Raw genomic sequence first — 26,696 nt, forward strand, 5'->3', positions numbered from 1 at the left:
GTTAAGTAGTCAAGTAGTTAAGTAGTAAGTAGAAGATAGTATCATTACTTACTACTTACTCATTAACAATTAAGTAGAAAATAGTATCATACTTACTACTTGACTACTTACTACTTATTAACTGCTTACTACTTATTAACGACTTATAGAGCTATGAACACTCGAGTAAACTTATTATTTGGTGGATTGGGTTTGCTTGCTTTACAGGGTTGCAAAGCCCCGCAAGTAGAGCAAGCCGGACATCCCAATATTATCTATGTTTTTCCAGACCAGTATCGTAACCAGGCTATGGAGTTTTGGAATCAGGATGGATTCCGGGAGAAAGTAAACTTCAAAGGTGATCCTGTACATACCCCCAACCTGAATGCTTTTGCCCGCGAATCGGTAGTGCTGACTTCTGCACAGAGTAACTGTCCGCTGAGTAGCCCGCACCGGGGTAGTTTGCTGACGGGCATGTATCCTAATAAAAGCGGCGTACCATTGAATTGTAACTCCAGTCGTCCTATCAGTTCACTGCGTGAAGATGCAGAGTGTATAGGTGATGTATTCTATAATGCCGGATATGACTGTGCTTACTTTGGCAAGCTACATGCTGATTTTCCCACACCTAATGATCCGGAGCATCCGGGAAAATATGTAGAAGAGCAGCGTCCGGTATGGGATGCTTATACTCCCAAAGAACGGCGTCACGGTTTCAATTACTGGTATTCATACGGTACGTTTGATGAACATAAAAATCCTCATTACTGGGATACGGATGGTAAGAGACACGACCCTAAAGAGTGGTCGCCCTTGCACGAAGCCAAAAGGGTTGTTTCGTATCTGAAAAATGAAGGTAATGTGCGTGATACAAAGAAACCATTCTTTATTATGGTCGGGATGAATCCGCCCCACAGTCCGTATCGTTCACTCAATGATTGTATGGAAGAAGATTTTGATTTGTATAAAGATCAGCCTTTGGATAGCCTTTTGATTCGTCCCAATGCGGATACAAAGATGAAGAAGGCAGAGTCCGCCCGCTATTATTTCGCCTCGGTGACGGGAGTAGACCGGGCCTTTGGTGAGATACTGGAGGCATTGAAAGAAATGGGGCTGGATAAGAATACAGTTGTCGTATTTACTTCCGATCATGGTGAAACAATGTGCAGTCAGCGTACGGATGATCCTAAGAACTCTCCTTATGCGGAATCGATGAACGTTCCGTTCCTGGTACGTTACCCGGGTAAGATTCAGCCGCGTGTAGATGATCTGATGATCTCCTCGCCGGATATCATGCCTACTTTGTTGGGATTGTGTGGTCTTGGAGACTCTATTCCGGTTGAGGTACAAGGACGTAATTTTGCTCCGTTGTTCTTCGATGAAAAGGCGGATATTGTACGTCCCACAGGAGCTCTTTATATTCAGAATCTGGATGGAGAGAAAGATGAGAACGGACTGGTTATGTCATATTTCCCATCATCAAGAGGTATTAAAACAGCACATTATACACTGGCTCTCTATATCGACCGTGATACAAAGCAGTTGAAAAAGAGCTTACTCTTTGATGACTTGAAGGATCCTTATCAGATGAATAACCTTCCGCTGGAAGAGAATCAGGAAATAGTGAAACAACTTTGTACTGAGATGGGAGCTATGTTGAAGGAGATTGATGATCCCTGGTATAGGGGACAGGTACTTTCTGAACTGATTTCTTATCAATGATGAAGTGTTTCATTTTGTTTCATATCGATTGAAAGTGTTGTTTCATATGTATTGAAACATTTATTGATAGGTATAAGAAAGAGGTCAGAACCGGAAGTTATCACGGTTCTGACCTCTTTCTTTTGCTTATATAAGGGGTAAGAGTGATTACTTATTCAATCTCCACTCAAATCCGTCTTTGGTATCTTTCACTTCAAATCCTAATGCCGTGAGTTCATTGCGGATAAAGTCCGAAGTAGCCCAGTCTTTGTTGGCTTTCGCCTTCACACGTTGTTCCAACAGCATATCAACTACTTTCCCGTAGGCGGCTTCGCGGCTATCTGACGCCCCTGCTTCTTCTTTCAGGCCAAGAACTTCAAAACTGAACAGATGGAATGTTTCTTTCAGCTCTTTCAGGTCTTCGGCAGATATAGTGTCGTTGCCGGCAATGATATTGTTGATCATCCTGGCCCCTTCAAACAGGTTGGCAATGACAATTGGGGTGTTCATATCATCGTTCATGGCCTCGTAGCATTTGGTACGCAGTTCTTTTACATTTACAGAAGAACCACTTGCGGGAACAATCTTTTCCAGATTGTCGATCGCTTCCATCAATCGCTGTAATCCTTTTTCTGATGCTTGCAGAGCCTCATTGCTGAAGTCTACCGTACTGCGATAGTGTGCCTGCAAGATGAAGAAACGAATGGTCATAGGTGTATATGCCTGTGCCAGTAATTTGTGGCTACCGGTAAAGAATTCATCCAGCGTGATGAAGTTGCCGAGAGATTTACCCATCTTCGTCCCGTTGATGGTAATCATGTTGTTATGCATCCAGTAGTGTACCATGTCGTCACCTTGTGAAGCAACGGACTGAGCAATCTCACATTCGTGGTGCGGGAATATCAGGTCCATACCTCCTCCGTGGATATCGAAATGTTCTCCCAGATACTTGCGTCCCATAGCTGTACACTCTGCGTGCCATCCGGGGAAACCGTCACTCCAGGGTGAAGGCCAGCGCATGATATGTTCCGGTTGTGCTTTCTTCCAGAGGGCAAAGTCGGCCGGATTACGCTTTTCGCTTTGTCCGTCGAGGTCACGGGTGGTATTCAGTACATCGTCCAGATTGCGTCCGGAGAGTTTACCGTAATGATAATCTTTATTGTATTTGGCTACATCAAAGTAGACGGAACCTTCGCTTTCGTAAGCATAGCCGGCTTCCAAGATTTTGCTTACCAGTTCAATCTGCTCTATAATATGTCCCGATGCGTGCGGCTCAATACTTGGCGGAAGGACGTTCAATGCATCCATCGCTTTGTGATAACGATTCAGGTAGTACTGCACCACTTCCATCGGTTCTAACTCTTCCAGGCGGGCTTTCTTGGCTATTTTATCTTCACCTTCATCGGCATCGTGCTCCAGATGGCCTACGTCAGTGATATTACGCACATAACGTACTTTGTATCCCAGATGTGTAAGGTAGCGGAAAAGTACATCGAATGTGATAGCCGGGCGGGCATGTCCCAGATGGGCATCGCCATATACGGTTGGTCCGCAAACGTACATCCCTACATGCGGAGCGTGTAAGGGTACGAACAGCTCCTTTTTCCTATCTAAAGTGTTGTAAATGGTCAGTTGATGTTCCATAACGTTTGAGATTTATTCAGTTTGAAACCACAAAGTTAGAATAAATAATTGATATTTCTTATTTTGCTGCTGAAAAGTATCTTTCTACGACAGCAGCTACGCCGTCTTCGTCGTTGGAGAGAGTGATGTAGTCTGCTGCTTTCTTTACCGGTTCCTGAGCATTGGCCATTGCTACTCCAAGCCCGGCAAACTTAATCATGCTAAGGTCATTATAACCATCGCCCACAGCCACCATTTCTTCCCGTTTCATATCGAGCTTTTCTAACAATACGGTGAGTGATTGTGCTTTGTCGATACCTAACGGAACAAGTTCTAAAAAATAGGGTTCGGAACGGTAGGCACTGATCTGGCCTTGTAACCGGATGGAAAGCTCGGACTCGACGGCTATGAGTTTGTCCGGGTCGCCTACGATCAGGCATTTAGGAACAGGAAGATGGATATCGGTCAGGAAGTTTGTACTTTTCCGTACTTCCATTCTGTTAAGAAAGGCTTCTTTCTTTACATATTCGTCTTCCGGGTTTTCGGTCACAATACATTCTTTGTCATAGGTCAGGATGGCAAGTTTATTTCTTTTGGCACATTCGTATAGCTGAGGGATGACAGCATTCGGTAGTACATTGGCGTAGAGTATCTCTTTGCTTTTCCAGTCAATGATTTCTCCGCCGTTGTAGGAGAGTATATAACCGTCGAACTGACTCATTTGTAGTTCATCGGCTAATGGCGCAATACCATAAGTCGGTCTGCCCGAAGCCAATACCAGTCGTGTGCCTTGTTGTTGTGTCTGTATCAATGCTTCCCGGTTGCTGGGCGTTATTTCTTTCCGGGTATTGGTTAGTGTACCGTCAAGGTCGAGTACGAGGATTTTATAGTCCATCTTTATGCTCAGTGTTTGATTTGAGAATGCAAAGATAATGTTTTCTGATTAGAAAGGAGCAAAATTCACCACAGAGTAACACAGAGTTCCACAGAGTTTAAATTTTTATTGAAACGCAGATGAACGCAGATTATCGCAAAGGAAAACAAATGTATGATAAAAAACTACAGTCTTTTACTCTGCGTTCATTTGTGTTAATCCACGTTTCAATTAACCATCGTTTGCCGCACCTTCCGGTGCGGCAAGCACCACTATTTTACAAATTCTTTCACTGTTTCTATTGAACCGTCGCTATAGATGGTACGGAGGATGTTTAGTCCCTTTTCAGCCTTGTTAAGGCGGATACCGTTCACGTTGAAGTACTGACGTTCTACTATCTCTTTAGCTACAGTACTCTGTTCGATACCAGTAGCATTACTGTTATTGGAAGGTTGTCCCAATCCACCCATTTGATTGGCGGCGCGTACAGTAAATACATCATTATCGGTTGCATCTGCCGGAATGGTATAGCTGGTCTCATTCGTAAAGTCGATCACTTTTCCGTTTTTGCAGATAGCATAGCAGAATACATAATCGCTGGCATTCCAGGAGAGAGTAGTACCATTGACCGTCAGTACCGGAGCTGCTGCCTGTTCGGTTAATAAAGCCGGTTGCCAAGAGTCACTGCCACTCAATACATTCTCGAGGGTAAAGCGGGATGCCTCTTCCTGAGTCAGTACCGGACTGTAAGGTATGGTTCCTCCTGTGTATTTAGTTTTACGGGCACTGCAATCAACGGCCATTCCGCTTTCGGTATGGCTATTGTATTCAGCAAATAGTTTCGGGATAATCGTTTCACTCATATCACTCCATCCTTCTGCTTTCGGAAGAACCTTCATGGTTGTGTTAATCCATACACTCATCGGAGCACCTTGCCAGGGACGTCCTAAGGCATAAGAACCTTTGTTTGCATCGTATCCGTCAATCGTACAATCATTGAATACGTATCCCCATTCGGTATCACCTGCCGGAGCCGTGATACAGTTGCCTGAACGGTCTTCCAGATAAAGCAGTGTACGATTGAAGAAAACGTCACCACCACCGCAGATAAAGTCTACCGTACCATGAATTTCACTGTCTTCAAAATACGAACGCATGCGATTGTTGTTTGAGTAGTATGTATCCTGATAACTCAACATACGTATGTTTTTATATACGTTTTTGTTTCCTTTGTCTTGCAGGCAGACAGCACGTCCGGTGCTTCCCTGATAATCATAATCGTTTTTCAGAGTGAGGTCCTGCATATAGATATTTTCTCCTGTGGGGCGTAGAGTAGCTGACACGGAGATACCTTCTACCGGTGCTTTATTTACGATAATTGTATTTTCCATACTTTCACCGATCAGTGAAATGTTAGATTTCACGTCTGTCAGGCAAAGTTCTCCTAAATCGTAAATTCCATCGTGCAGGAAGATGCGGAAACGCTCTCCTGATGTGGAGGCTTCATTCCCTTTAGCCAGTGCTTCGAGCAGTTCTTCCGCATTGCTGGCGATAGCATCGTACATACCCGGAGTTACTACCGGAGGTGCTATCGTTGTGAATTTGAGTGTGATATTCTCCTTTATCTTATTACCATAAAAGTCGGATACGCTATTGCCCGGTAATGTGAAGGTGTAAGTTGTATTGTAGTCTAAGCCCATGTATGGGAATGTAATTGTTTTGCCTGCCACAGATGGTACCAATGTTTTGTTTCCTAAAGTAACTACTGTTCCTTCTGCTATTTTTACCTTAGCGTCAAATGTCAATACGATACGTCCTGTAGCAGAAACCTCCTCAGCATTGTTTGCGGGGAGAGAAGAGAGTAATAGGGGTGCTCTTCCCGGATCAACTCCTTTTTGTACTCCGGTGATATAGATAGAACCGATTGCAGTACCATCATTTTCTGATGCGGTACCTACAATCTCAGAGCTATAATCGGGAATCCAACGGAGATACAATGATTCGGCATTATTACATGATTCGGGAAGTGTGGCTTCCAATGGTGTCCATGCCTTAGCCCCCGGTAGAGTAATGCGGGCTACTTCTGTATAGTTAGTTCCGTCCAAAGAGTATTCTAACTTCTGTACAGAATATGCATTATAGTTGTATAACATTCTGGAAGTTACCTTAATATCAATAAATTCAGAAGCATTTATACGGGTTTCATAGTAATATTTCTCAGAGATGTTCTTCCAGTTTACAGCAGCAGATTCACCTTCATAGTTCCCTGATTCTTTTGATTTGTCGAGCCATGCCTGGGTTGTCCCGTCTTCTTTGCGTAGAATGAGCGTTGTAGCTTCATTCTCACCTGTAGAAGCGAAGTCTGCCGGACGACTGTTATTTCCTTTCCGAACAAAATCCCATCCTACAATATAATCGGCAGCACTATATACTGCTACGAATTCTTTATCGCTATCCATTCTTACAGGAAGTTCGTAACCCATCTCTCCGCTTTTCCAGTTCAGGAATGTAAGAATGCGGTTTTCTGTAGCAGTAAGAGTGACCAGAGTACCTTCTTCATACATGTTCTTACCATTTACAACGGTGGCATCAGGAGTGGCTGTTACCATGTAATTGTTTGCTCCACCTTCTGTACTGGTTGTAAGTGAATAAGTAGCTACCGGTTCAAATACGGCCGTAATGATCATATCTTCGTTTAATGTTTGCTTGTAGGATGCTTCTGCGGAAAGAGTGTTTCCTGTTGCATCTGTCCATTTCACAAATTTGTAGCCGAAGTTCTTTTTGGCTGTTAGTGTTACTTCCGTACCTTCGTCATACTGGCTGCTGGAGGGAGAAACGGATACACTTCCGGCTTCTTCGGGAGAGACTTTCGTTGCTAATGTTACTTGTTTGGCAGTAATTTCAACATTTGAGTAAATCTCCAGTTCGAACATATACGCATTCTGAGTAGGAGCGAGGTTGGTCCAGCGGAGTTGTACGTTTTCCTCATTTATGGCACATTCTACCCATACTCCTTTCGCTGGATCGGCAAAAGCGTCGGAGAGTACTACCCAATCGGTATCAGTCGTACTTTTCTTTTCCAGTTTGTATCCACGTTTACCACCGGTAGCTCCGTGGAAATAACGTACTTTAGTGATATTGCTTAATGCGGATGTCGTGATTATTCCGGGCAGATTCTTTTCGGCCATTGCATAGCCTGTCAGGTCACCGAATTTTTCTACATTCTGTCCTTGTGGCGAAACGGTAACACCATTGAATGTGAAAGTTACTGCTTCGTTACTGAAAGTAGTTGTTTTTTCTACGCTTACATCACCGGAATTAGAAGAAACGGCTTCCCAGTCAGTGAAATCTGTAGCAATAACAGGGCGTTCCTGAATATTGGATTCAGCTTTCGGATATACGATGGTAAAATAGCGGAAATAAGTACCATCTTTACCAATAACGATATCAATTGTTGGGTCAGTTCCACCATAAGTATAAGTCACTATTTTGCCACTGGTATAGTCTGTTGAACCGGCAATAGTTGTTGTGGAAAGCGGATTATAAGCTTCGGTAGTAATGATACAGTTTTTGGCTGCCGGGAAAGTGAAAGTAGTACCTTCATTCATTTGTGCCCAGTCTGTCCAGCTTCCATTATTGATCTTACCGGGTTTAGTGTTGAAGTCTGTTTTTACATCAATCGTATTCCCATTTACAACGGCTTGTGAAACGTAGAAACCTGTTATTCCTTCGTATGCTATTTTGGGAGCACCATTTTTCTGCTGGAAATCCCAGGTAATAATAACTTCTTCATTACGATCATCCAATGATACTGTGTTATCTGTAAATACAGGTGTCAGAGACAGATCCTCAATTACTGTAATTTCTTCTCCTGGCGTATAGTTGTTCGTTCCGTCTGTCCATGCAGTAAGTGTTTTACTCTCTACGTATAGAGTACGGTTGAGAGGTAATGTATACTTATTACCTGTAAGCACTTTATCGGAGGCTGGTACTGTACCGGCATCGGTATATTCTCCTAATGCATATTTGATAGTTGATTCTTTCGGGGCTTCGCTGATGGCTTCGATGCCAATATACGGGATGTATCCGCCACCACTGATTGAGAGGGTCGTTGCTTCCTTGCCTGTATAATATCCTTCTACACAAGGGTTGCCATTGTTGTGGTAGCAACTTCCTAAAGAGTTGATAGCGATGGTAGTAATTACATCGCCTGCTTCGTTCTTAACTGTAACATTATTTCCGTAAGCACAAGCACCGATAGATATTTTCACCGGGCCTTGCACTTTTACGGTGGCTGTACCCGGATTGAAACCATGTTCGTTGCTATGGTATTTGTAGTTGTTCAGTATGATATTGGCAGTTGCGTCGTCTGCTGCCACACGGGTTGGGGTGCCGTCTTCGGCAATGGCGATACCGAATGTTACCTGAGTTTTGTTGTTGATTTCTTCGTCGGATAGGAAATTACCGTTCATCAAATTCAGCTTGATGTCTTTAAAACCGGAATCTCCTTCTGCCCTCGTTGAAGCCTTTGCAGATAAACTGCTTATAAGGCATACGAATACAAGAATGGTGTAATATACATTTCTCATAATACAAGAATGGATTAAAGTTAATACTATATTTCTGAGGGACGAATATAGTACAAACTGTAAATAAGGCGGTTACCTGTTTTTCGATTAAGTCAGATATTACACAAGATAGAACAGTTTGTCTATCTGTCAGGTTAAAAAATACAAGTTTGGTTCATTCCAGAAGCCCGATCCACTCCTGATCTGTCAGTACAGGCATCGCCCCACTGTCGGTGATAAACGTCTCGGCAAGTTTACGTTTGTCTTCCTGCAACCGGATGATTTTCTCTTCAATGCTGTCTTTGGTAATAAAACGGTAAGCAATGACCTGCTTGTTTTGCCCGATTCTATGTGCACGGGCAATGGCTTGTGCTTCGGCAGCGGGATTCCACCAGGGATCAACGATAAACACATAGTCCGCCTGTGTAAGATTGAGTCCCACTCCTCCGGCTTTGAGAGAGATGAGAAAAGCACGTATCTCCTCTGTCTGAGAGAAGCGGGTTATTTCTTCCGGACGATTGGTGGACGAACCGGTGAGGAGGGCATATTGCCAGCCACGTTTACGGAATTCTTCAGCAATCAGTTCCAGATGCTTTACGAAGGATGAGAATATCAACACCTTATGTCCTTCGCTGTAAAGAGTTTCATAGGTATCGATAATCTGTTCCATTTTGCCCGATTCTGTTTTAGAGTCGGGGAATATCATTCTGGGATGACATGACAATTGACGTAGCCGGGAGATACCATTGAGTACGGTGAGTTGCAGGCGCTGCTTTTTATTAAACTGTAACAATGTATTGCGCAGGCTGTTTTTCTCCTGTTGGTAAATTTCGTTTTGCTTTTCGGTCATGTCACAGTAGATGATTTCTTCTGTGAGTGGTGGTAACTCGGGGGCAACTTCATTTTTACTTCTGCGCAGGATAAATGGACTGATAAGTTGGCGCAGGCGTAATTCCATACGATTGTCTCCTTGTTTAATGGGGTTGATGAATTGTTTGGTAAATGCATTTTCATTTCCTAAGAGCTCCGGCTGAAGGAAATGAAACTGTGCCCATAGATCTTTTAGTGAGTTTTCGATAGGTGTGCCGGTCAGTACCAGCCGGTGATGGCTGCGTAGTTGAATGGCACATCGGAAAGTCAGTGAGTCGCTGTTTTTTATATTCTGGCTTTCGTCCAGTACGATGTATTCAAAGTTATACTGGCGAAGAATATCTATTTTATTTCGCATAGTACCATATGATATGAATATCAGTTGGAAGCGGTCGAAAAATTGTTCCGGATGTCCTGTTTTAAAATAACTGCTACTGTTGAATTCTGCCAAGGACAGATTGGTGAAACGGGCAGCTTCACGTTTCCAATTGTGTAATAGGGAGGTGGGTACGACGATTAATGTTCCTGGCTTTCTGGTGACCTTGCTTCCACTTACCGGAATTACACAACCTGGAAGCGTATTTTCCACTGTCAAATCATCGAAAAGATTAAATTGCCCCATTTCATCGGAAGTATGTGAAGCCTTTTTTAATATAAAATTACACTCTTGTTTGGCTCCGATTACACTGTCTTGTGGTAGATTAACATATTCGTCACCTTCTGCCGGATTACTCTTTTTGCTGTCAGTATGATATATTTGTTGCAATAAGGTGAGTGTCTGGAGTGTTTTCCCCAATCCCATATCGTCTGCAAGGCATCCTCCGAATCCTTGCTCGTAGAGATGCATCATCCATGTATATCCTTTATATTGATAGGGGCGTAACTGGGCTTTCAGCCCTCTGGGGATCGGATATTCCTGTTGAGGTTGGAGAGGGAGGAATTCTTTGCGGGTATCACTTTCCAGAATAGAATGGACAACCCCTATATAGGGGTGTTTGACATAGATTGTTTTACCACGCGTCATGCCTAACTCCATCAGATTGGCATACTTACTGAACCACTCTTCCGGAAGTAAAATGATACGTCCGTCGGGGAGTGTATATTCATGCCTGTCTTCAAGAATGTGCTTGCGAAAGCGACTGAAAGGGATACGTAGCTCATCGATGACAGCTGTGATGTGAAGTTCAAACCAATCCGGACCATCATCAAAACTTTGCTCAATACGGATTTCATCCAGACTATATGGCTTGTCCTGAATACCACTTGTCAGTACGAATGATTCCTGTAACATGGTACGGTGATGAGCTACCCATTCGTTGATGCTTTTTTCCGGTGCATTTTCGGATAGTTTGAAGTGTGAATCGCTGATTGCTTCCAGTCCTGCATTCTGTAACAGGAATATTGCTTCCTTTTCAATATCCGGAGTTCTCCTGAAATAACGTATGACGCTTCTCCCTTCCTGTGTTTCCCGAAAAATGAATCTCTTTATTCCGTCAGTAGGTTGCGGACTGAATACCTGATCTCCATAGCGGAAGTTTAATCGTAAGAGTGGTGTATGATAGATGGTATCTTCTATATATAGCAAGCATTCGCATATTCTCTTTTCTTTTTTAACATCTAATCCTTGTACATCGATATTATGATAACGGGCTACAGGAATGAGAATGTTGTCGATGTACTTCTCTGTAAGCGAGGCATCTACGCTAATGTGTGTTTTTTTTGTGAAAGGTAGAAGGCGTGAACTCTCAATGTGTTGAAATATATAGACTTCCATACCTAATAATAATATAGCCGGATTGGAAGTGAGCGTGGTGACTGGTTTTAATTCGGTGAGAGGTATTGCTTTACCTTCACTGTAACATTGCAACTGATAGTTGAAGGACTGGTTGTTGACCTCAAATGAAAAGTGAACTTCTACATCCTTTTGGTTCACATGATATGCATGATGTGGATAGAGTAGTTTGCTACGGCTTTGTTTTTGATACAAGGGTAGGTTACAGGTGCGTATCAATTCCATCATCTCCTGTAACTTCTTCTCGATGAAAAGGCGGACATTTCTCAACTTTTCCGGTTCTTCGGTCAGTCGGCGCAGAAATTTGGGAATAGTTTTATCCTTCGAGTAGACAGTCATCAGGTATTTCTCTGTATAGTGCGAAGCTATTTCTATGGCCTTCTGTTCCGTTTTACTCATTTGTGCCACAGTCTTGGGAGACAGGTGGAAAGCTTGTTCTACTAAACAGAGTTCCTCTCTTTCAGGAGAACTTTCGGCAATGTATGGGAGGAGGAGCATACCTAATGTCGGATGTTCTGAAAGGACAATGATGAATAGGTTATGTGACGACGATTCTCTCATTCTGTTTAGTTTGAAAGGGTAAAGATACGGGATTTTGTTTAATTTTGCGGCATGATGGATCAAAAGAAACGTGTGTTGTTGGGAATGAGCGGTGGAACCGATAGTTCGGTAGCCGCTATATTGCTACAGGAAGCCGGCTATGAAGTGACTGGGGTGACTTTTCGCTTTTATGAACTGAATGACTCGGTTGAATATCTGGAAGATGCCCGTATGTTGGCAGAACGTTTAGGTATTGAGCATATAACTTATGATGCCCGTGAAGTTTTTCGTGAACAGATTATTACTTATTTCATTGATGAGTATCTGTCAGGGCATACCCCGGTACCCTGTACGCTTTGCAACAATTATTTAAAATGGCCTTTATTAGCAAAGTTAGCCGATGAAATGGGGATTTTTTATATTGCTACCGGACATTATGTGCGAAAGATGCTCTTGGGAGAAAAATATTATATCGTTCCCGCTATTGATTCCGATAAAGACCAGTCATTCTTCTTGTGGGGGTTGAAACAGGAAATATTACAACGCATGTTACTCCCGATGGGAGAGATGACAAAGCCTGGAGCCCGTGCCCTGGCTGCAGCACGGGGTTTTGAAAAGGCAGCGACCAAGAAAGACAGTCTGGGAGTTTGTTTTTGTCCGATGGATTATCGAAGCTTTTTAAAGCAATATCTGGGTCATAACTCTGCTCCTATAAAGGTTGAAAAAGGAAAGTTTATCGATGAAAAGGGCAATTTTATTGCTTGGCACGAAGGATATCCGTTTTATACGATCGGGCAACGTCGTGGCTTAGGGATTGATTTGAATCGTGCCGTATTTGTAAAAGAGATACATCCGGTGGAGAATACAGTGGTGTTATCTTCATTGCAAGGTCTCGCAAAAACGGAGATGTGGTTGAAAGATTGGAATATGGTGGATGAATCCCGCTTGATTGGGCCGGAAGATATTATAGTGAAGATTCGCTATCGGAAACAAGAGAATCATTGTAAAGTGCAAATCACAGAGAAAGGACTCCTGTATATACATTTGTATGAGCCTCTTACAGCCATTGCGCCTGGTCAGGCTGCTGCTTTCTATAAAGATGGCTTATTGTTAGGTGGGGGAATTATCGTAGACTCCAAATAGATGAGGCAGTTACCTTTCTAAGGCTTTTGTAAGATAAGTATGTATTGAACTTATAGAATGCCGTAACAGAATGATGGACGAGATGTGCATGTCGTACTGTCTGACATGCACATGTGGTACAGTACGACATGTGCATCTCGTGCTGTACCACATGTACATCTCGGACATTGCTCTTTACCGGGAAAAGAATTGCTTGCCGTATACAAAAATTGCGTACATCCCGGATGCACGCAATTCTATGTGTTATGCTTTATTCAGTTCCAGCATTTCTTCTATATATTCCCTCGTATTGCTTAGCCGGGGGATTTTATGCTGTCCACCTAATTTGCCTTTTTTAGCCAACCAATCATGGAATAATCCTTTGCGGGCTACAATTACTTCCAGTGGTTGCAAAGCAATGTCCTTCCAGCGTTTTGCTTCGTAATCAGAGTTCACCTCTTTGAGAGTAGTATCCAGTATAGCAGCAAAATTCTCGATGGAATCGGGCATTTTTGCAAATTCTATCAGCCATTGGTGGCGGCACTTGGCGTGCTCGTCCATGAATACCGGTGCTGCGGAATAATCACTTACTTGTGCTCCTGTCATTGCACAGGCCTTTATCAATCCCTTTTCTGCATTGTCTACTATTAACTCTTCTCCAAAGGCATTGATGAAATGTTTGGTCCGTCCGGTAATAATGAATTTATAAGGATTCTTACTGGTGAATTTTACTGTGTCACCGATCATGTATCTCCATAATCCGCAGGAAGTGGAGATTATCATTGCATAATTCTTGTTCAGTTCTACTTCTTCCAGGCAACAGGTACGTGGAAATTCTTTGCCAACCTCTTCGAGAGGCATGAATTCATAGAATATTCCGTAATCAATCATCAATAGCATGGCGGGATCGGAGAGGTCATTTTGTGTCCCGAAATATCCCTCAGAGGCGTTATAAGTCTCTACGTAATGCATTTTCGGAGATTGGATGACCTGCTTGTATTGCTCACGATAAGGGTTGAAAGCTACGCCGCCATGGAAGAACACTTCCAGATTGGGCCATACTTCTTCCAATGATTGTTTCCCTGTCTTTTGAAGGATGTTTTTAATCAATACCAGCATCCATGACGGTACTCCGGAGAGATTAGTCACATTGACGGGAATTGTACTGTTGGCAATCGCCTCTATTTTGCTTTCCCATTCACTCATCAGAGCTATTTTCTTGCTGGGAACACGTATCAGGTTGATGAGAGGGCTTACATTTTGTATGAGGATGGCAGATAAATCGCCTACAAGGCTGTGGTTGGAGTTTAGATTGGGACTATGGCTTCCACCGAGAATTAATCCTTTGCCTGAAAAGAAACGGCTATCCGGATTTATCCGGAAGTAGAGGGCGGCTGCATCTTTTCCTCCGCGGTAGTGAATGTCTTGAAGGGCCTCTTTGCTTACGGGAAGAAATTTACTCTTGTCGTTGGTGGTTCCCGAAGACTTGGCAAACCAACGAATTTCCGAAGGCCAGAGCAGATTCTGTTCTCCTGCGCGAAGACGTTCTACGTAGGGTTTTATCTCTTCGTAGGTCTGTACAGGTATGCGGCTTTTGAAGTCTTCGTAATTTCGGATAGATTTATAATCATACTTCTTTCCCCATTCAGTGTTAGCGGCCTGGGTTACGAGACGTGTCATGACACGGTGCTGTATTTCGCCAGCCTGACTGGCATAGAGGTCTATTTCTTTTAAACGGGAATTGAACGCCTGCTTTATAATCTTTGTGATATTCATTTCTCTTTTAAATGGGTAATGTTTAAGCCTACAAATGTAACCTTATTTATCTTTTTTTTCTATCTTTACGACGGAAATAATAGTTAAAAGTTAAAAGACGGGAGATTAGTTCCGAACTTTAGAACAAAAAACGGCGATGAGAATTGGTATTTTAACTTCGGGGGGCGATTGTCCCGGCATTAATGCTACGATTCGTGGCGTGTGTAAAACTGCCATAAACTACTATGGTATGGAAGTCGTCGGTATTCACAGTGGTTTTCAGGGTCTTCTGACTAAGGATGTGGAACTAATAACCGATAAATCCCTTTCAGGTTTACTGAATATGGGAGGTACCATTTTGGGAACTTCCCGTGAGAAACCATTCAAAAAGGGAGGGGTAGTAGCCGAGAATGTTAATAAACCGGCTTTGATTGAGCAGAATATAAAAGAGATGGGGCTTGATTGTGTGGTTTGTATCGGAGGTAATGGTACACAAAAAACTGCTGCCAAATTTGCCGCTATGGGGTTGAATATCGTTTCTGTGCCCAAAACTATTGATAATGATATCTGGGGAACGGATATTTCCTTTGGTTTTGATTCTGCAGTAAGCATCGCTACAGATGCTATTGACCGTCTGCATTCTACAGCCAGTTCACACAAACGTGTGATGGTAATTGAGGTAATGGGACATAAGGCCGGCTGGATTGCCCTGTACTCCGGGATGGCTGGTGGTGGTGATGTTATTCTTTTACCCGAAATTCCTTATAACATAAAGAATATTGGTGAGGTGATCCTGAATCGTCTGAAGAAAGGAAAGCCTTACTCTATTGTTGTGGTTGCAGAGGGCATCCAGACTGATGGACGTAAACGTGCTGCGGAGTATATTGCGCAGGAAATAGAATATGAAACGGGTATCGAAACGCGTGAAACTGTTTTAGGATATATCCAACGTGGTGGTTCGCCTACTCCTTTCGATCGTAATTTATCAACACGTATGGGGGGACATGCTACAGAGTTGATAGCCAACGGACAGTTCGGACGTATGATATCCTTAAAAGGTGATGAAATTTCATCTATTCCTTTGGAAGAGGTAGCCGGGAAATTAAAGCTGGTCACAGAAGATCATGATCTGGTGATTCAGGGACGGCATATGGGAATCTGTTTCGGATAAAATATTCACTTCGAAGAAAACCATTTCAGCGGATTGATCCGTTTGCGAAATAATTTATCTCTCATCATGCGGTGCAATCTGTATTGATAAGTTTGGATATACCCGTGAGTTGGAATATATCTGCTTTCGGATAGAGGCTTTTCGAAGATATTATCGAAGAAAACTATCAATTGCTCTTCCCAGTTCAGGTAATTCTCTTCATTAAACCAGGGAGCAGATAATAAAGAAAGGTACTCATCATCATTCTGATCCAGTCGGACAATGTGCTCTACTGCTTCTTCCAAAGAAGAATAGCTGGAGACATTGATGAAAGAAGCCGGGTTGAAATCTCGGTCAATAAGTTTATTACCCCAGTAGATAGGTACGGAGTTAACAAGCATCGGCTCCATGATTTTTTCAGTGGTATAACCGTCACACATGCTATTTTCAAATGCAATATTGAATTTGTAATCCTTGATAAAAGCAGTTTTATCGGGAACCGGACCTCCTACATTATTTTTATAGCGGCCTCCCGAATCCACTTGTTTGTATTCTGACAATAGTTGGAAAAAACGTTCTCTTTCGGGAGCTCCTTTGGCATTAGAAACTACGAAACTACAGAATTTACGGTTAAGAACCACTTCGGGAACTATCACTTTGGGAGCTGCTAATTGCTGTACACCATATGCTGTGTAAAAAGGTATACGTATATATCTGTCACCGAATGATAGGAAGTTAAAGCCAATGGCATAGTCGCAGATATTGAAATCTGGCGTGATGTTTTCACCGGAGTAGAATATTTTAGTACAATTGTGATAATCTATATTTTCATATCCAAAGACTGAAAAGAACAGATAATCAGGAGTATCACTAAGCTCAATCCGATATTTCTTAGAAATTATATTTGCTATGAAGTTGTGTTGGGGATCAAAGTTTTCCCAGAAATCAACGAATTTTACTTTTATAGTTTTCATATTGTTTCGGATAATTCATGCTCTTCGGTGAGCTCTTTCTGCGTTATACTTTCTGTTACTGTAATTACTTCTGGTTCTTGTTCTGGTATTTCTGCTATTTCTTCTTTCGTCTTCTCTTCTGCCTCTGTTACAACTGTTATTGCTTGTATTTTGGCTTCTTCTATACTTGCCATGAGTTCAGGCGTCTTTATTTTTTTTAGCGCCATTTGTGCAGCATTTTGTTGGGACTCTTTTTTAGAATAACCGGTTCCGGTTCCGGCAGGTATACCCTCAATACGTACTTCTGTCTGGAATACAGGATTGCTCTCTTTGTCGAAAAATTGTTCTATAAGTTCAAAGGAGACTTCCATCTTATTTTTTTGGCTCCATTCAATCAGTTTAGATTTGAAGTTTACTTCTTTGCGTGACAGTTTGTCCAGATCAATATACGGATGTATTATTTTCTCTTCAAGAAATAACTTACAACGTTCGTATCCCTGATCAAGATAGATGGCCCCGATAAAAGCTTCAAAGGCATTGCCATACATATAACTGTTGTGAGACGAAGAGCGAGTGGAGTATTTTATGAGTTTGTCAAGGCCAATTTGTACGGCCAGTTTGTTCAGCGTTTCGCGTTGAACGATTTTTGAACGGGTGTTGGTCAGGAAACCTTCCCTTTTTCCCTCGAAGTGTTTATATACGATATCTCCTACAATGGCGTCAAGAATAGCATCGCCCAAGAATTCCAGGCGTTCATTATTTAAAGGCCGTCCTTTTTCTGAACGGAGAGAGGTTGATTTGTGTAGAAGAGCTTGTTCGTAGAGATGGATGTTGCGAGGATAGAATCCAAGTATTCTATAAAAACAAAGATAAGACTCTCTGTCCTTACAGAACAGCAGTCTTATCTTGTCTATTTGATTTCGTAGCACGGCTTTACTCTGCGTATTTCTTGAAGATAACACAGGCGTTATGACCACCAAATCCAAATGTATTGGACAAGGCAACGTTAACTTCACGTTTCTGTGCTTTGTTGAAAGTGAAATTAAGGTTATAGTCTATGTTCTCGTCATTGTCACCTTCTTCGTGGTTGATAGTCGGAGGAACGATACCATTTTTGATAGCAAGAATACTTGCAATAGATTCTACCGCACCGGCAGCACCTAATAAATGGCCTGTCATTGATTTGGTTGAACTGATGTTCAACTCAAATGCATGGTCACCAAATACTTCTTTAATAGCTTTAGCTTCCGAGATATCACCTACAGGAGTAGATGTTCCGTGTACGTTGATGTAATCAACTTCTTTCGGATCCATTTCTGCATCTTCCAATGCGTTCAACATCACCAGTTTTGCACCTAATCCTTCCGGATGTGAAGCTGTGAGGTGATGAGCATCAGCTGACATACCTACACCGGCAACTTCTGCATAGATCTTTGCACCACGTGCTTTGGCATGCTCTAATTCTTCAAGAATAAGACAACCGCCACCTTCACCCATAACGAATCCGTCACGGCTTGCGCTGAACGGACGAGATGCACTCTCCGGAGAGTCATTGCGGGTAGACAATGCATGCATTGCATTAAAACCTCCTACACCGGCAGCAGCGATAGCAGCTTCCGAACCGCCGGATACGATTACATTCGCTTTGCCCAGACGGATCAGATTGAATGCATCAGCGATGGCATTGGTAGAAGTAGCACATGCAGAACATGTTGCATAGTTAGGACCGTGGAAACCATACATAATAGAAATCTGTCCGGCAGCAATGTCCGAAATCATCTTAGGAATGAAAAACGGATTGAACTTTGGACCATTTTCCTGACGAAGGGCGTAGTTACCTACTTCTTCTTCAAATGTACGAATACCACCGATACCTGCACCGAAAATAACGCCGATTCTATTTAAATCTTCATTTTCGACATCAAGACCAGAGTCAGCAACTGCTTCTTTGGCTACTGCTACAGCATATTGTGTATACAGGTCCATTTTGCGTGCTTCTTTACGGTCGATATATTGGGTCGCATCGAAGTTTTTTACTTCACATGCAAATTGGGTCTTGAATAGCGAAGCATCGAAATGAGTAATAGGCCCTGCTCCACTAACCCCGTTCACCAGGTTTTCCCAAAATTCGGGTACACTATTGCCAACGGGAGTAATGGCGCCGAGGCCTGTTACTACAACTCTTTTTAATTCCATATTGATGAAATCCGATTACTTAGCGTGTTCTTCGATATAAGATACAGCGTCACCTACAGTACCAATCTTTTCAGCTTGGTCATCTGGAATAGAGATACCGAATTCTTTTTCGAATTCCATGATAAGTTCTACAGTGTCAAGAGAATCAGCTCCCAGGTCATTGGTGAAGCTTGCTTCAGTTGTAACTTCTGATTCTTCAACGCCTAATTTATCAACGATAATCGCTTTCACTCTTGATGCAATTTCAGACATAACTTTAAGTTTTTAATTAATAATTAGTTTTATTTCTTTAATTTTGCGGTGCAAAGGAATAAATATTTATCGTTCTGCGCAAATATTTGATTAAATAAATGCATTCTTTTGCACATTTTTCACTGTTTTGTGCAGAGAATAGGCTGATTATGAAGAAAAACATCGCAATTTTTGCTTCCGGTTCTGGCACAAATGCCGAAAATATCATCCGGTATTTGCAGGAGAATGATTTTATTAGAGTGGCATTGGTACTTTCTAACAGGAGCGATGCGTATGTTTTAGAGCGTGCAAACCGCCTGAAAGTACCTTCTAAGGTGTTTTTGAAGGATGATTGGATTTCCGGTGAGCAGATTTTAGCTTTATTGCGTGAATATAATATTGATTTTATTGTTTTGGCCGGATTTCTGGTGCGTGTACCTGATGTACTTTTGCATGCTTATCCCGATAAAATCATAAATATACATCCTGCTTTGCTTCCGAAGTTTGGAGGAAAGGGGATGTATGGCGATCGTGTACACGAAGCAGTGGTGACCGCCGGAGAAAAAGAAAGTGGTATTACTATACATTATATAAATGAACACTATGATGAAGGCAATACTATTTTTCAGGCAAAATGCCCGGTATTGCCCGAAGATTCACCTGCCGATGTGGCAAAGAAAGTGCATTCTTTAGAATATGAATATTATCCGCAGGTAATAGAGAAACTTTTGAGTTGTTGAAAAAATATCTATTGAGGTGCTTGGCATAGTTATTTTATATACATTATTATATAATGCGAATCAGTAGTTGAAACCAGTTAAGAGTTAGTTTTATTCATTTCTGATCGGAAATGAGCAAAACTTATCACAGAGTAACACCGAGTTTAAATCTTTATTGAAACACAGATTAATGCAGATTTTCGCAAAGGGAACCAATAGATAGTAAATAACTACAGTCTTTTAATTTGCGTTCATCAGATAAATATTACTCTGTGTGACGTAGAAAATACAAAGCCATTTGACTCGTTTCTGTTTTTGAACTCAATAACCAACTACTGATTCGCATATATAATATGATTGTTGTTCTGTTTATTCCGTGAAGCGGAATGTGACCAGTAATCCTTTGTGATCGGTAGGCCATACTCCTTTAGGAAGGAGGAATTTATCTTTGGTTGTTTCCTTTACTCTTTGACTGCGCACAATAGAACTTTTAGGGCCGAATATAATTGCTTTTTCTGCTTGTAGCCCTTTCCCTTGATAAAAAATGAAGTCGATTCGTTCACGTTCATCTGCTTTCGGTGCCCAGGTTAACTTTTCGGGGGCTATTAACAGATTGTCCGAAGGATAAGTAAAGCCGGGGTGTGTAAGCGGATCAGGATAAATTTCACGATAGCTGTCAATGAATCCGGCCTCTTCAAGTAGAGTGGTTACTGTCCAGGGGATAACCATACCATTGTGGTCGTACATATCCTTGTTTGTTTCCAACCAGTCACGGTGAGAAGGTTCGTTGAAATCCCCTCCTAAAATAATGCTATATCCGTTGGCCATATCCTTATGGGCTTGGTCAATGAATAGTTTGATGGCATCATCACGTTGCGAGTCTGTATTAACTTTTAACACCTCTTCCACTGTTTGAGGTTTGGGAATTTCTTTCCAGGTAGAACCGTCATATCCACGTACATTGTAGTATGCACAATCCAGATAATCCAAATGAGCTGTGTATACGGCTACCTTGCGTCCGTTAACGGTGGCCAATAGTCTGTAAATACTACCGTGATCTCCGTTTTCGGGAAAAACAGTCAGAGAATCTGTAATGGGATGTTTACTTAGTAGGCCGGTGTCATAGCTATAAAAAGAGTAGTAGGCTAATCCCTTTTCTCGCAAAGAAGACAGGACGCGGGCACTAAAATTGCTTTTGTTATAGTTTCTGACCTCACTAAAGGTGACAAAGTCTGGTTTCAAACGGACAATTTCGTTAATGATAGCGTCGTAACCACCTGGTACAGAAGTTCCTTCTTGCCAGACATTCCATTGCAAAACAGTAAATTCTCCGGCTTTCTTACTGTTTGCAGATAGAGTGCTCAGAAGAAGAAAAGCAAGTAAAAAAAGTTTTTTCATGATATTTAAATAGATTATAATTTCCGGATTTATTAAAAGTGGTGAATGCTTATTTTATTAACTATATAATGATTCTATGCTTTATTTCCTCATAACCTTACAACTTTATTAACATAATTTCTTAACTATCATTTTTATGCTAACAGAAGTACGTACTTTATACCTGTAAAAGTACGTACTTTTTGTATATAAAGTATACTAATTAACGCATAGTTAAATACGTACTTTATTCCGCCATTTTAACCGATATAATATATGCCTCTTTTTCTCTTCTCAGAGGATAATCTCCCCGAAGTTGTTCAAACTGTTCAGGGTGTGATTTTAATCGGTTACTATCTTGGCGCGGATCGTATATTTTTAGTAAAGCTTCCTCTAAAGTTGCAGCTTGTATCAGCTTGTTTTCTGGTTGCATAGGTGAGATGGTATAGTTGGCTTTTATACCAAAATGCCGGCAGAGAGCGTCTAATGACATCCGTGTTGCATTGGCTTTTCCATCTGCTGAATATCCTGCGATGTGAGGGGTTCCTATTATTACTTTATTCAATAACTCAAGATTAATAGCGGGTTCATTTTCCCATACATCAATGATTGCTTCAGAAATGACTCCTGTTTGCAAGGCTTCCAGTAATGCTTTTGTATCAATAACTTCTCCACGGGAAGTGTTGATAATTATGGGTTTGCGTTTGAGAGTACGGAAAAATGATTCGTTTGCCAAATGGTAGGTTTTGTATTTTCCGTCTTTGTATAGAGGGACGTGGAAAGTTATTATGTCACATTCTTGCGCTATTTGTTCTAAAGAACAAAATTCACTATTCCCTTCTTTCTCTTCTCTGGGAAGATCATTCAGCAATATGCGCATCCCTTGTGTCTTTGCTACTTCAATAATTTTACTTCCCACATTTCCAACTCCTACAATGCCTATACACATTTCACTGAGATTCTTGTCTTTGGTGATCTTCAGAAACGAGAGTACGGATTCAATGTATTGTGCTACAGAAGCAGAATTACATCCGGGAGCATTGGTCCAGGTAATGCCAGCTGTACGACAGTATTCTGTATCAATGTGATCGAATCCGATGGTTGCAGTTGCAATGAATTTAACCTGGCTACCTTCAAGCAGTTCGCGGTTGCAATAAGTTCTTGTACGGACAATTAGTGCGTCAGCATCCCGTATGAGTTCTGGTGTAAAGTCTTTTCCTGATATGTAAACAACTTCCTCCGCTATTTTTTTGATAGCCTCTTGTATATAAGGAATCTTGTCGTCTATAATAATTTTCATATCATTTTTCATTTTTGGCAAAAATACAAAAAAAATAGTATCTTTGTCGGGACTTGATAGGTAAAAAACTACTGCCTGATGGCAAAGACGACTCGCTTTAAAGCTGTAAGATAGAAATAAATATGAATATCATTCAGATTTTTGCATCTCCTGTTTGGGGAGGAGGTGAACAATATATATATGACTTGGCTGTAGCTTCTACGAGTCACAGGCATGCTGTCACCTTTTTCTCACGGAAAAGTTCTGTTATAGCTCAGAGAGTTGCAGGAATCGATGGGGAGTATTACCAGTTACCTTTCAAAGGAATTATAGATTTTTACTCGGTTATCCGGTTAAGTAAGTATTTGAAAAGCCATCCTACGGATATTATACATATCCATTGCTTTAAAGAGATGTTTACTGTTATTCTTGCCAAACGTATTTCCGGAAGTAAAGCAAAGATTGTTCTCACGAGGCATCTTATTAAAAAAGGGAAAAATAATCCTCTCTATCTTTGGGCCTATCGTCATATAAATCGTATCGTGTTCGTATCACGGCTTGGTGAACAAACTTTCTTAGGTTCAGTTCCCGGTTTCCCTAAAGAACGCAGTATCGTTGTTCACAACAGTATTCCTTCTTATATAGAACCTATAGTTAAGTCGGAAACCCTTCGTGAAAGGTTTCATATTGCTAAAGAGTGTCCGTTGATTGTTTTTGTAGGGAGAGTTGTTCCGGCGAAAGGCATACTTCAGCTGATTGCAGCATTAGGCAAACTTCATCATCTTAATTTCTTTTCAGTAATTATAGGTAAGGGACAGGATGATTTTGTCGAGCGATTGAAAGCACTTGTGGCTTCAGAAGGGCTGGCTGATAAAGTTGCATTTCTGGGACATTCGGATAAAGTGCGTGCACTTATTGCAGATGCTGATATCGGAGTTGCTCCTTCTTTGTGTCAAGAGGCTTTCGGATTGACTGCTATAGAATTTATGCAGGCAGGAAAATGTATTGTAACGACGGATAATGGGGCACAAGTGGAATTTATTAAGCATGGAAGTAATGGCTGGTTAGTGGCACCAGGTGATGTTGATGCTTTGTCTCAGGCGTTGTCAACGCTGATTTCGGATTCTGAAACACGTAATCGTTTGGGGGATCAGGCTAAAAAATATTTTCAGGAAGAATTGACTTATGATAAGTTCTATGAAGCTATAATGCGCGTTTATAGTATGGATGTATAATTAAAAGTAAGAAAGGATTGTTCGTCTGAGAAAAATTCTTTAGCTTTGTCTTATTGTACATTCATTAAAATGATTATAACTATGACATTTAGTAACCTTTGCAATGACATTTTTGGGAAATCGACCAGCGATTATCATATTACAGATAGTGTGGATGCTCCGATGAATAACCCATATGAGTTGAAAACGATTGAATATTATTTGTATTTAAAGAACTGGATTGATGCTGTGCAATGGCATTTTGAAGATATAATCCGTGATCCTCAGATTGACCCGGTAGAAGCATTGAAGTTGAAACGCAGAATTGATAAGTCCAACCAGGATCGTACGGATTTGGTGGAATTGATTGACAGTTATTTCTTTGATAAATATAAAGATGTTGTTTCTCTGCCAAACGCTACGATTAATACGGAAAGTCCTGCTTGGGCCGTTGATCGTCTCTCCATACTTGCTTTGAAAATCTACCATATGCAGCAGGAAGTAGATCGCACGGATACAACGAAAGAACATCATGACCAATGTCTTGCTAAACTTTCTATTCTGTTGGAACAACAGAAAGATCTGTCAACGGCTATTGACCAATTGTTGACTGATATTGAGGCCGGCAGAAAATACATGAAGGTATATAAGCAGATGAAGATGTATAATGATCCGGCTTTGAATCCGGTGCTTTATGCTAAAAAATAAACGATGGCCCGTATCCTTATCATTCGTTTCTCAGCACTTGGTGATGTTGCTATGACTATTCCGGTAGTCTATTCGTTGGCAACCCAGTATCCTCAGCATGAAATTACTGTGTTGAGCCGTGGGGTGCTACAGCCTCTTTTTCAAGGTTTACCAGCCAATGTACATTTTATAAGTGCAGATCTTACCGGTAAACATAAGGGACTTTGGGGATTGAATATACTTTATTCGGAGTTGAAAAAACTTCATTTCGACTATGTGGCTGATTTTCATAATGTGCTGCGTACGAAATATATCCGTTTAAGGTTTAGAATGTCCGGAGTTCCGGTAGCATTTATTGATAAGGGCCGAAAAGGAAAAAAGAAGTTAGTACGGCGTCATAACAAGGTATTGGAAAATCAGAAAAGCTCTTTCAGGCACTATGCAGATGTATTGGAGGAGTTAGGCTTTCCGGTTTTGTTGAATTTTACTTCAATCTATGGTGAAGGAAAAGGAGATTTTTCTTTAATAGAACCTGTAACCGGAGAAAAAGAGAAAGGGATAAAATGGATCGGTATTGCTCCCTTTGCCAAGCATGAAGGGAAAATATATCCCATAGAACTGCAAGAGAAGGTGATCGCCCATTTCGCTCAACGTTCGGATGTTAAAGTTTTCCTGTTTGGTGGAGGCATGGACGAACAGAATGTTTTTGATTCATGGATGTCAAAGTACCCATCTGTGACGTCTATGATCGGTAAATTAAATATGAATACGGAACTGAATCTGATGAGCCATCTGGATGTGATGCTCTCTATGGATTCGGCTAATATGCATTTGGCTTCATTGGTAAATACTCCGGTGGTTTCCGTTTGGGGAGCAACTCATCCTTACGCTGGTTTTATGGGCTGGAAACAGTTGCCAATCAATACAGTACAGCTTGATTTATCTTGCCGTCCCTGTTCGGTATATGGGCAGAAACCCTGTTTTCGCGGGGATTATGCTTGTATGAGAAATATTAAACCAGAGCAGATAATAAGTAAAGTGGAAGGTCTGTTGATTGATTAACCGGAAAAGTAAAGAAGAAATGAGACTTGCCATTGTTGTTCCCTGTTATAAAGAAGAAGCGGTATTGGTTGAAACAACTAAACGTTTGACCAAGGTGATGGAGGCGCTCATTAACAGGAAACTGATAACACCCAATAGTTTTATTCTTTACGTAAATGATGGAAGTACAGATGGAACATGGTCTTTGATTTCAACTCTTCATTCAAATAACAAATCTATTTGTGGGGTCAATTTAGCCAGTAATGTAGGACATCAGAATGCATTAATGGCGGGACTTACTGTTGCCGGAAGGTTTTGCGATATAGCCATTTCTATTGATGCCGACTTGCAGGATGATACTGCTGTTATAGAAGAAATGGTCATTAAATATAAAGAAGGATTTGATATCGTTTATGGTGTACGTAAAAGTAGAACTTCTGATACCTTCTTTAAGCGTTTTACGGCTTTAAGTTTTTACAAATTTATGCGTGCTATGGGGATAAAGTCGGTTTATAATCATGCTGACTATCGCCTAATGAGTAAGAGAGCCATTGAGCAGTTGGGTAAGTTTCGTGAAAGAAATCTTTTCCTTAGAGGTATTGTACCACTAATTGGCTATAATACAACCTCCGTATATTATGATAGGGTTGAGCGATTTGCTGGAGAGTCCAAATATCCCTTTAATAAAATGCTGAACTTCGCAATAGATGGTATTACCTCTTTTTCTGTGAAACCGGTGAGGATGATTCTTCTGGTGGGAGTATTGTTTCTATTAATAACTTTAGGTGTATTGGTCTATACCTTACATTCACTCTGGATTGGTCATGTGGTGCCGGGATGGACTTCACTGATGCTTTCTGTCTGGTTTGTGGGAGCTGTCATTTTGATTAGCCTTGGCATTGTGGGCGAATATATCGGGAAAATATATATTGAGGTGAAAGATAGGCCTCGGTATAATATTGAATCTGTTTTATTGAATAATGAAGATACGGAAGAACCGGACACGAAGACTACGCACGACTAAG

19 protein-coding genes are annotated in these 26,696 nt (G+C 41.4%); 8 read left to right on the forward strand and 11 right to left on the reverse strand.

Annotated elements, in window-relative coordinates; genetic code table 11:
* The first annotated feature begins 153 nt into the window (after positions 1-153).
* On the forward strand, positions 154-1,701 hold the full coding sequence (locus ACESQI_RS00705) for a sulfatase (protein WP_373125345.1): 1,548 nt from the start codon (positions 154-156) through the stop codon (positions 1,699-1,701).
* A gap of 147 nt (positions 1,702-1,848) precedes the next feature.
* On the opposite strand, the gene cysS is transcribed toward ACESQI_RS00705, so the two are convergent.
* The 4 genes from cysS to ACESQI_RS00725 form a co-directional block, all read right to left on the reverse strand.
* Positions 1,849-3,324, reverse strand: a complete 1,476-nt coding sequence (gene cysS / locus ACESQI_RS00710; protein WP_002558654.1) for a cysteine--tRNA ligase — start codon at positions 3,322-3,324, stop codon at positions 1,849-1,851.
* 58 nt (positions 3,325-3,382) lie between these two features.
* Positions 3,383-4,198, reverse strand: coding sequence for a Cof-type HAD-IIB family hydrolase (locus ACESQI_RS00715; protein ID WP_373125346.1), 816 nt, complete (start codon positions 4,196-4,198; stop codon positions 3,383-3,385).
* 251 nt (positions 4,199-4,449) lie between these two features.
* On the reverse strand, positions 4,450-8,766 hold the full coding sequence (locus tag ACESQI_RS00720; RefSeq protein ID WP_373125347.1) for a pectinesterase family protein: 4,317 nt from the start codon (positions 8,764-8,766) through the stop codon (positions 4,450-4,452).
* 154 nt (positions 8,767-8,920) lie between these two features.
* A complete protein-coding gene (locus ACESQI_RS00725; protein ID WP_373125348.1) occupies positions 8,921-11,968 on the reverse strand; it encodes a DEAD/DEAH box helicase in 3,048 nt (1,015 codons plus the stop codon).
* A gap of 54 nt (positions 11,969-12,022) precedes the next feature.
* Between ACESQI_RS00725 and mnmA the strand changes: the two genes are divergently transcribed.
* Positions 12,023-13,090, forward strand: coding sequence for a tRNA 2-thiouridine(34) synthase MnmA (gene mnmA, locus ACESQI_RS00730; protein WP_002558650.1), 1,068 nt, complete (start codon positions 12,023-12,025; stop codon positions 13,088-13,090).
* A gap of 243 nt (positions 13,091-13,333) precedes the next feature.
* On the opposite strand, the gene ACESQI_RS00735 is transcribed toward mnmA, so the two are convergent.
* Entirely contained in the window at positions 13,334-14,845 is a 1,512-nt protein-coding gene (locus ACESQI_RS00735) for a GH3 auxin-responsive promoter family protein (protein ID WP_002558667.1), read from the reverse strand.
* Positions 14,846-14,981: 136 nt separating this feature from the next.
* Here ACESQI_RS00735 and ACESQI_RS00740 point away from each other — a divergent pair, with 136 nt between their 5' ends.
* On the forward strand, positions 14,982-15,995 hold the full coding sequence (locus tag ACESQI_RS00740; protein WP_002558668.1) for an ATP-dependent 6-phosphofructokinase: 1,014 nt from the start codon (positions 14,982-14,984) through the stop codon (positions 15,993-15,995).
* Between the two features lie 5 nt (positions 15,996-16,000).
* Here ACESQI_RS00740 and ACESQI_RS00745 read toward each other — a convergent pair whose 3' ends face one another.
* The 4 genes from ACESQI_RS00745 to ACESQI_RS00760 are packed head-to-tail and all read right to left on the reverse strand — an operon-like array spanning position 16,001 to position 19,375.
* The gene (locus ACESQI_RS00745) at positions 16,001-16,948 is read right to left on the reverse strand and encodes a glycosyltransferase family 10 domain-containing protein (RefSeq protein WP_195570554.1); all 948 of its coding nucleotides are present in this window, start codon (positions 16,946-16,948) and stop codon (positions 16,001-16,003) included.
* The gene (gene rnc, locus ACESQI_RS00750) at positions 16,945-17,856 is read right to left on the reverse strand and encodes a ribonuclease III (RefSeq protein WP_373125349.1); all 912 of its coding nucleotides are present in this window, start codon (positions 17,854-17,856) and stop codon (positions 16,945-16,947) included. Before rnc ends, ACESQI_RS00745 begins: the two co-directional genes overlap by 4 nt.
* Before the next feature lie 4 nt (positions 17,857-17,860).
* Positions 17,861-19,123, reverse strand: coding sequence for a beta-ketoacyl-ACP synthase II (gene fabF / locus ACESQI_RS00755; protein WP_002558671.1), 1,263 nt, complete (start codon positions 19,121-19,123; stop codon positions 17,861-17,863).
* Between the two features lie 15 nt (positions 19,124-19,138).
* Complete coding sequence (locus ACESQI_RS00760; RefSeq protein WP_002558672.1) at positions 19,139-19,375, reverse strand: acyl carrier protein; 237 nt, start codon at positions 19,373-19,375, stop codon at positions 19,139-19,141.
* A 98-nt stretch (positions 19,376-19,473) separates the two neighbouring features.
* Here ACESQI_RS00760 and purN point away from each other — a divergent pair, with 98 nt between their 5' ends.
* Positions 19,474-20,094: a phosphoribosylglycinamide formyltransferase gene (purN, locus tag ACESQI_RS00765; protein WP_007483361.1), complete on the forward strand. Its 621-nt coding sequence runs from the start codon at positions 19,474-19,476 to the stop codon at positions 20,092-20,094.
* Between the two features lie 348 nt (positions 20,095-20,442).
* Here purN and ACESQI_RS00770 read toward each other — a convergent pair whose 3' ends face one another.
* Positions 20,443-21,471 (reverse strand): endonuclease/exonuclease/phosphatase family protein, encoded by a 1,029-nt coding sequence (locus ACESQI_RS00770; protein WP_195661430.1) that lies wholly within the window; start codon positions 21,469-21,471, stop codon positions 20,443-20,445.
* Between the two features lie 226 nt (positions 21,472-21,697).
* On the reverse strand, positions 21,698-22,750 hold the full coding sequence (pdxB, locus tag ACESQI_RS00775; RefSeq protein WP_320969681.1) for a 4-phosphoerythronate dehydrogenase PdxB: 1,053 nt from the start codon (positions 22,748-22,750) through the stop codon (positions 21,698-21,700).
* A gap of 122 nt (positions 22,751-22,872) precedes the next feature.
* On the opposite strand from pdxB, the gene ACESQI_RS00780 reads away from it, so the two are divergent.
* The 4 genes from ACESQI_RS00780 (at position 22,873) to ACESQI_RS00795 (ending at position 26,695) form a co-directional block, all read left to right on the forward strand.
* On the forward strand, positions 22,873-23,964 hold the full coding sequence (locus ACESQI_RS00780) for a glycosyltransferase family 4 protein (protein ID WP_007483367.1): 1,092 nt from the start codon (positions 22,873-22,875) through the stop codon (positions 23,962-23,964).
* A gap of 81 nt (positions 23,965-24,045) precedes the next feature.
* On the forward strand, positions 24,046-24,651 hold the full coding sequence (locus tag ACESQI_RS00785) for a DUF4254 domain-containing protein (protein WP_007483369.1): 606 nt from the start codon (positions 24,046-24,048) through the stop codon (positions 24,649-24,651).
* Between the two features lie 3 nt (positions 24,652-24,654).
* Positions 24,655-25,692: a glycosyltransferase family 9 protein gene (locus tag ACESQI_RS00790; protein ID WP_002558687.1), complete on the forward strand. Its 1,038-nt coding sequence runs from the start codon at positions 24,655-24,657 to the stop codon at positions 25,690-25,692.
* Between the two features lie 19 nt (positions 25,693-25,711).
* Positions 25,712-26,695, forward strand: a complete 984-nt coding sequence (locus tag ACESQI_RS00795) for a glycosyltransferase family 2 protein (protein WP_007483371.1) — start codon at positions 25,712-25,714, stop codon at positions 26,693-26,695.
* Position 26,696: the final 1 nt, after the last annotated feature.

The sequence above is a fragment of the Bacteroides sp. HPS0048 genome, from assembly GCF_964240755.1.
Lineage (GTDB): Bacteria > Bacteroidota > Bacteroidia > Bacteroidales > Bacteroidaceae > Bacteroides > Bacteroides nordii.

Bases quoted from the DNA above. Each gene is read 5' to 3' on its own strand.
- ACESQI_RS00705 (WP_373125345.1), top strand. From the start codon at position 154: ATGAACACTCGAGTAAACTTATTATTTGGTGGATTGGGTTTGCTTGCT.
- cysS (WP_002558654.1), bottom strand. From the start codon at position 3,324: ATGGAACATCAACTGACCATTTACAACACTTTAGATAGGAAAAAGGAG.
- ACESQI_RS00715 (WP_373125346.1), bottom strand. From the start codon at position 4,198: ATGGACTATAAAATCCTCGTACTCGACCTTGACGGTACACTAACCAAT.
- ACESQI_RS00720 (WP_373125347.1), bottom strand. From the start codon at position 8,766: ATGAGAAATGTATATTACACCATTCTTGTATTCGTATGCCTTATAAGC.
- ACESQI_RS00725 (WP_373125348.1), bottom strand. From the start codon at position 11,968: ATGAGAGAATCGTCGTCACATAACCTATTCATCATTGTCCTTTCAGAA.
- mnmA (WP_002558650.1), top strand. From the start codon at position 12,023: ATGGATCAAAAGAAACGTGTGTTGTTGGGAATGAGCGGTGGAACCGAT.
- ACESQI_RS00735 (WP_002558667.1), bottom strand. From the start codon at position 14,845: ATGAATATCACAAAGATTATAAAGCAGGCGTTCAATTCCCGTTTAAAA.
- ACESQI_RS00740 (WP_002558668.1), top strand. From the start codon at position 14,982: ATGAGAATTGGTATTTTAACTTCGGGGGGCGATTGTCCCGGCATTAAT.
- ACESQI_RS00745 (WP_195570554.1), bottom strand. From the start codon at position 16,948: ATGAAAACTATAAAAGTAAAATTCGTTGATTTCTGGGAAAACTTTGAT.
- fabF (WP_002558671.1), bottom strand. From the start codon at position 19,123: ATGGAATTAAAAAGAGTTGTAGTAACAGGCCTCGGCGCCATTACTCCC.
- ACESQI_RS00760 (WP_002558672.1), bottom strand. From the start codon at position 19,375: ATGTCTGAAATTGCATCAAGAGTGAAAGCGATTATCGTTGATAAATTA.
- purN (WP_007483361.1), top strand. From the start codon at position 19,474: ATGCATTCTTTTGCACATTTTTCACTGTTTTGTGCAGAGAATAGGCTG.
- ACESQI_RS00770 (WP_195661430.1), bottom strand. From the start codon at position 21,471: ATGAAAAAACTTTTTTTACTTGCTTTTCTTCTTCTGAGCACTCTATCT.
- pdxB (WP_320969681.1), bottom strand. From the start codon at position 22,750: ATGAAAATTATTATAGACGACAAGATTCCTTATATACAAGAGGCTATC.
- ACESQI_RS00780 (WP_007483367.1), top strand. From the start codon at position 22,873: ATGAATATCATTCAGATTTTTGCATCTCCTGTTTGGGGAGGAGGTGAA.
- ACESQI_RS00785 (WP_007483369.1), top strand. From the start codon at position 24,046: ATGACATTTAGTAACCTTTGCAATGACATTTTTGGGAAATCGACCAGC.
- ACESQI_RS00790 (WP_002558687.1), top strand. From the start codon at position 24,655: ATGGCCCGTATCCTTATCATTCGTTTCTCAGCACTTGGTGATGTTGCT.
- ACESQI_RS00795 (WP_007483371.1), top strand. From the start codon at position 25,712: ATGAGACTTGCCATTGTTGTTCCCTGTTATAAAGAAGAAGCGGTATTG.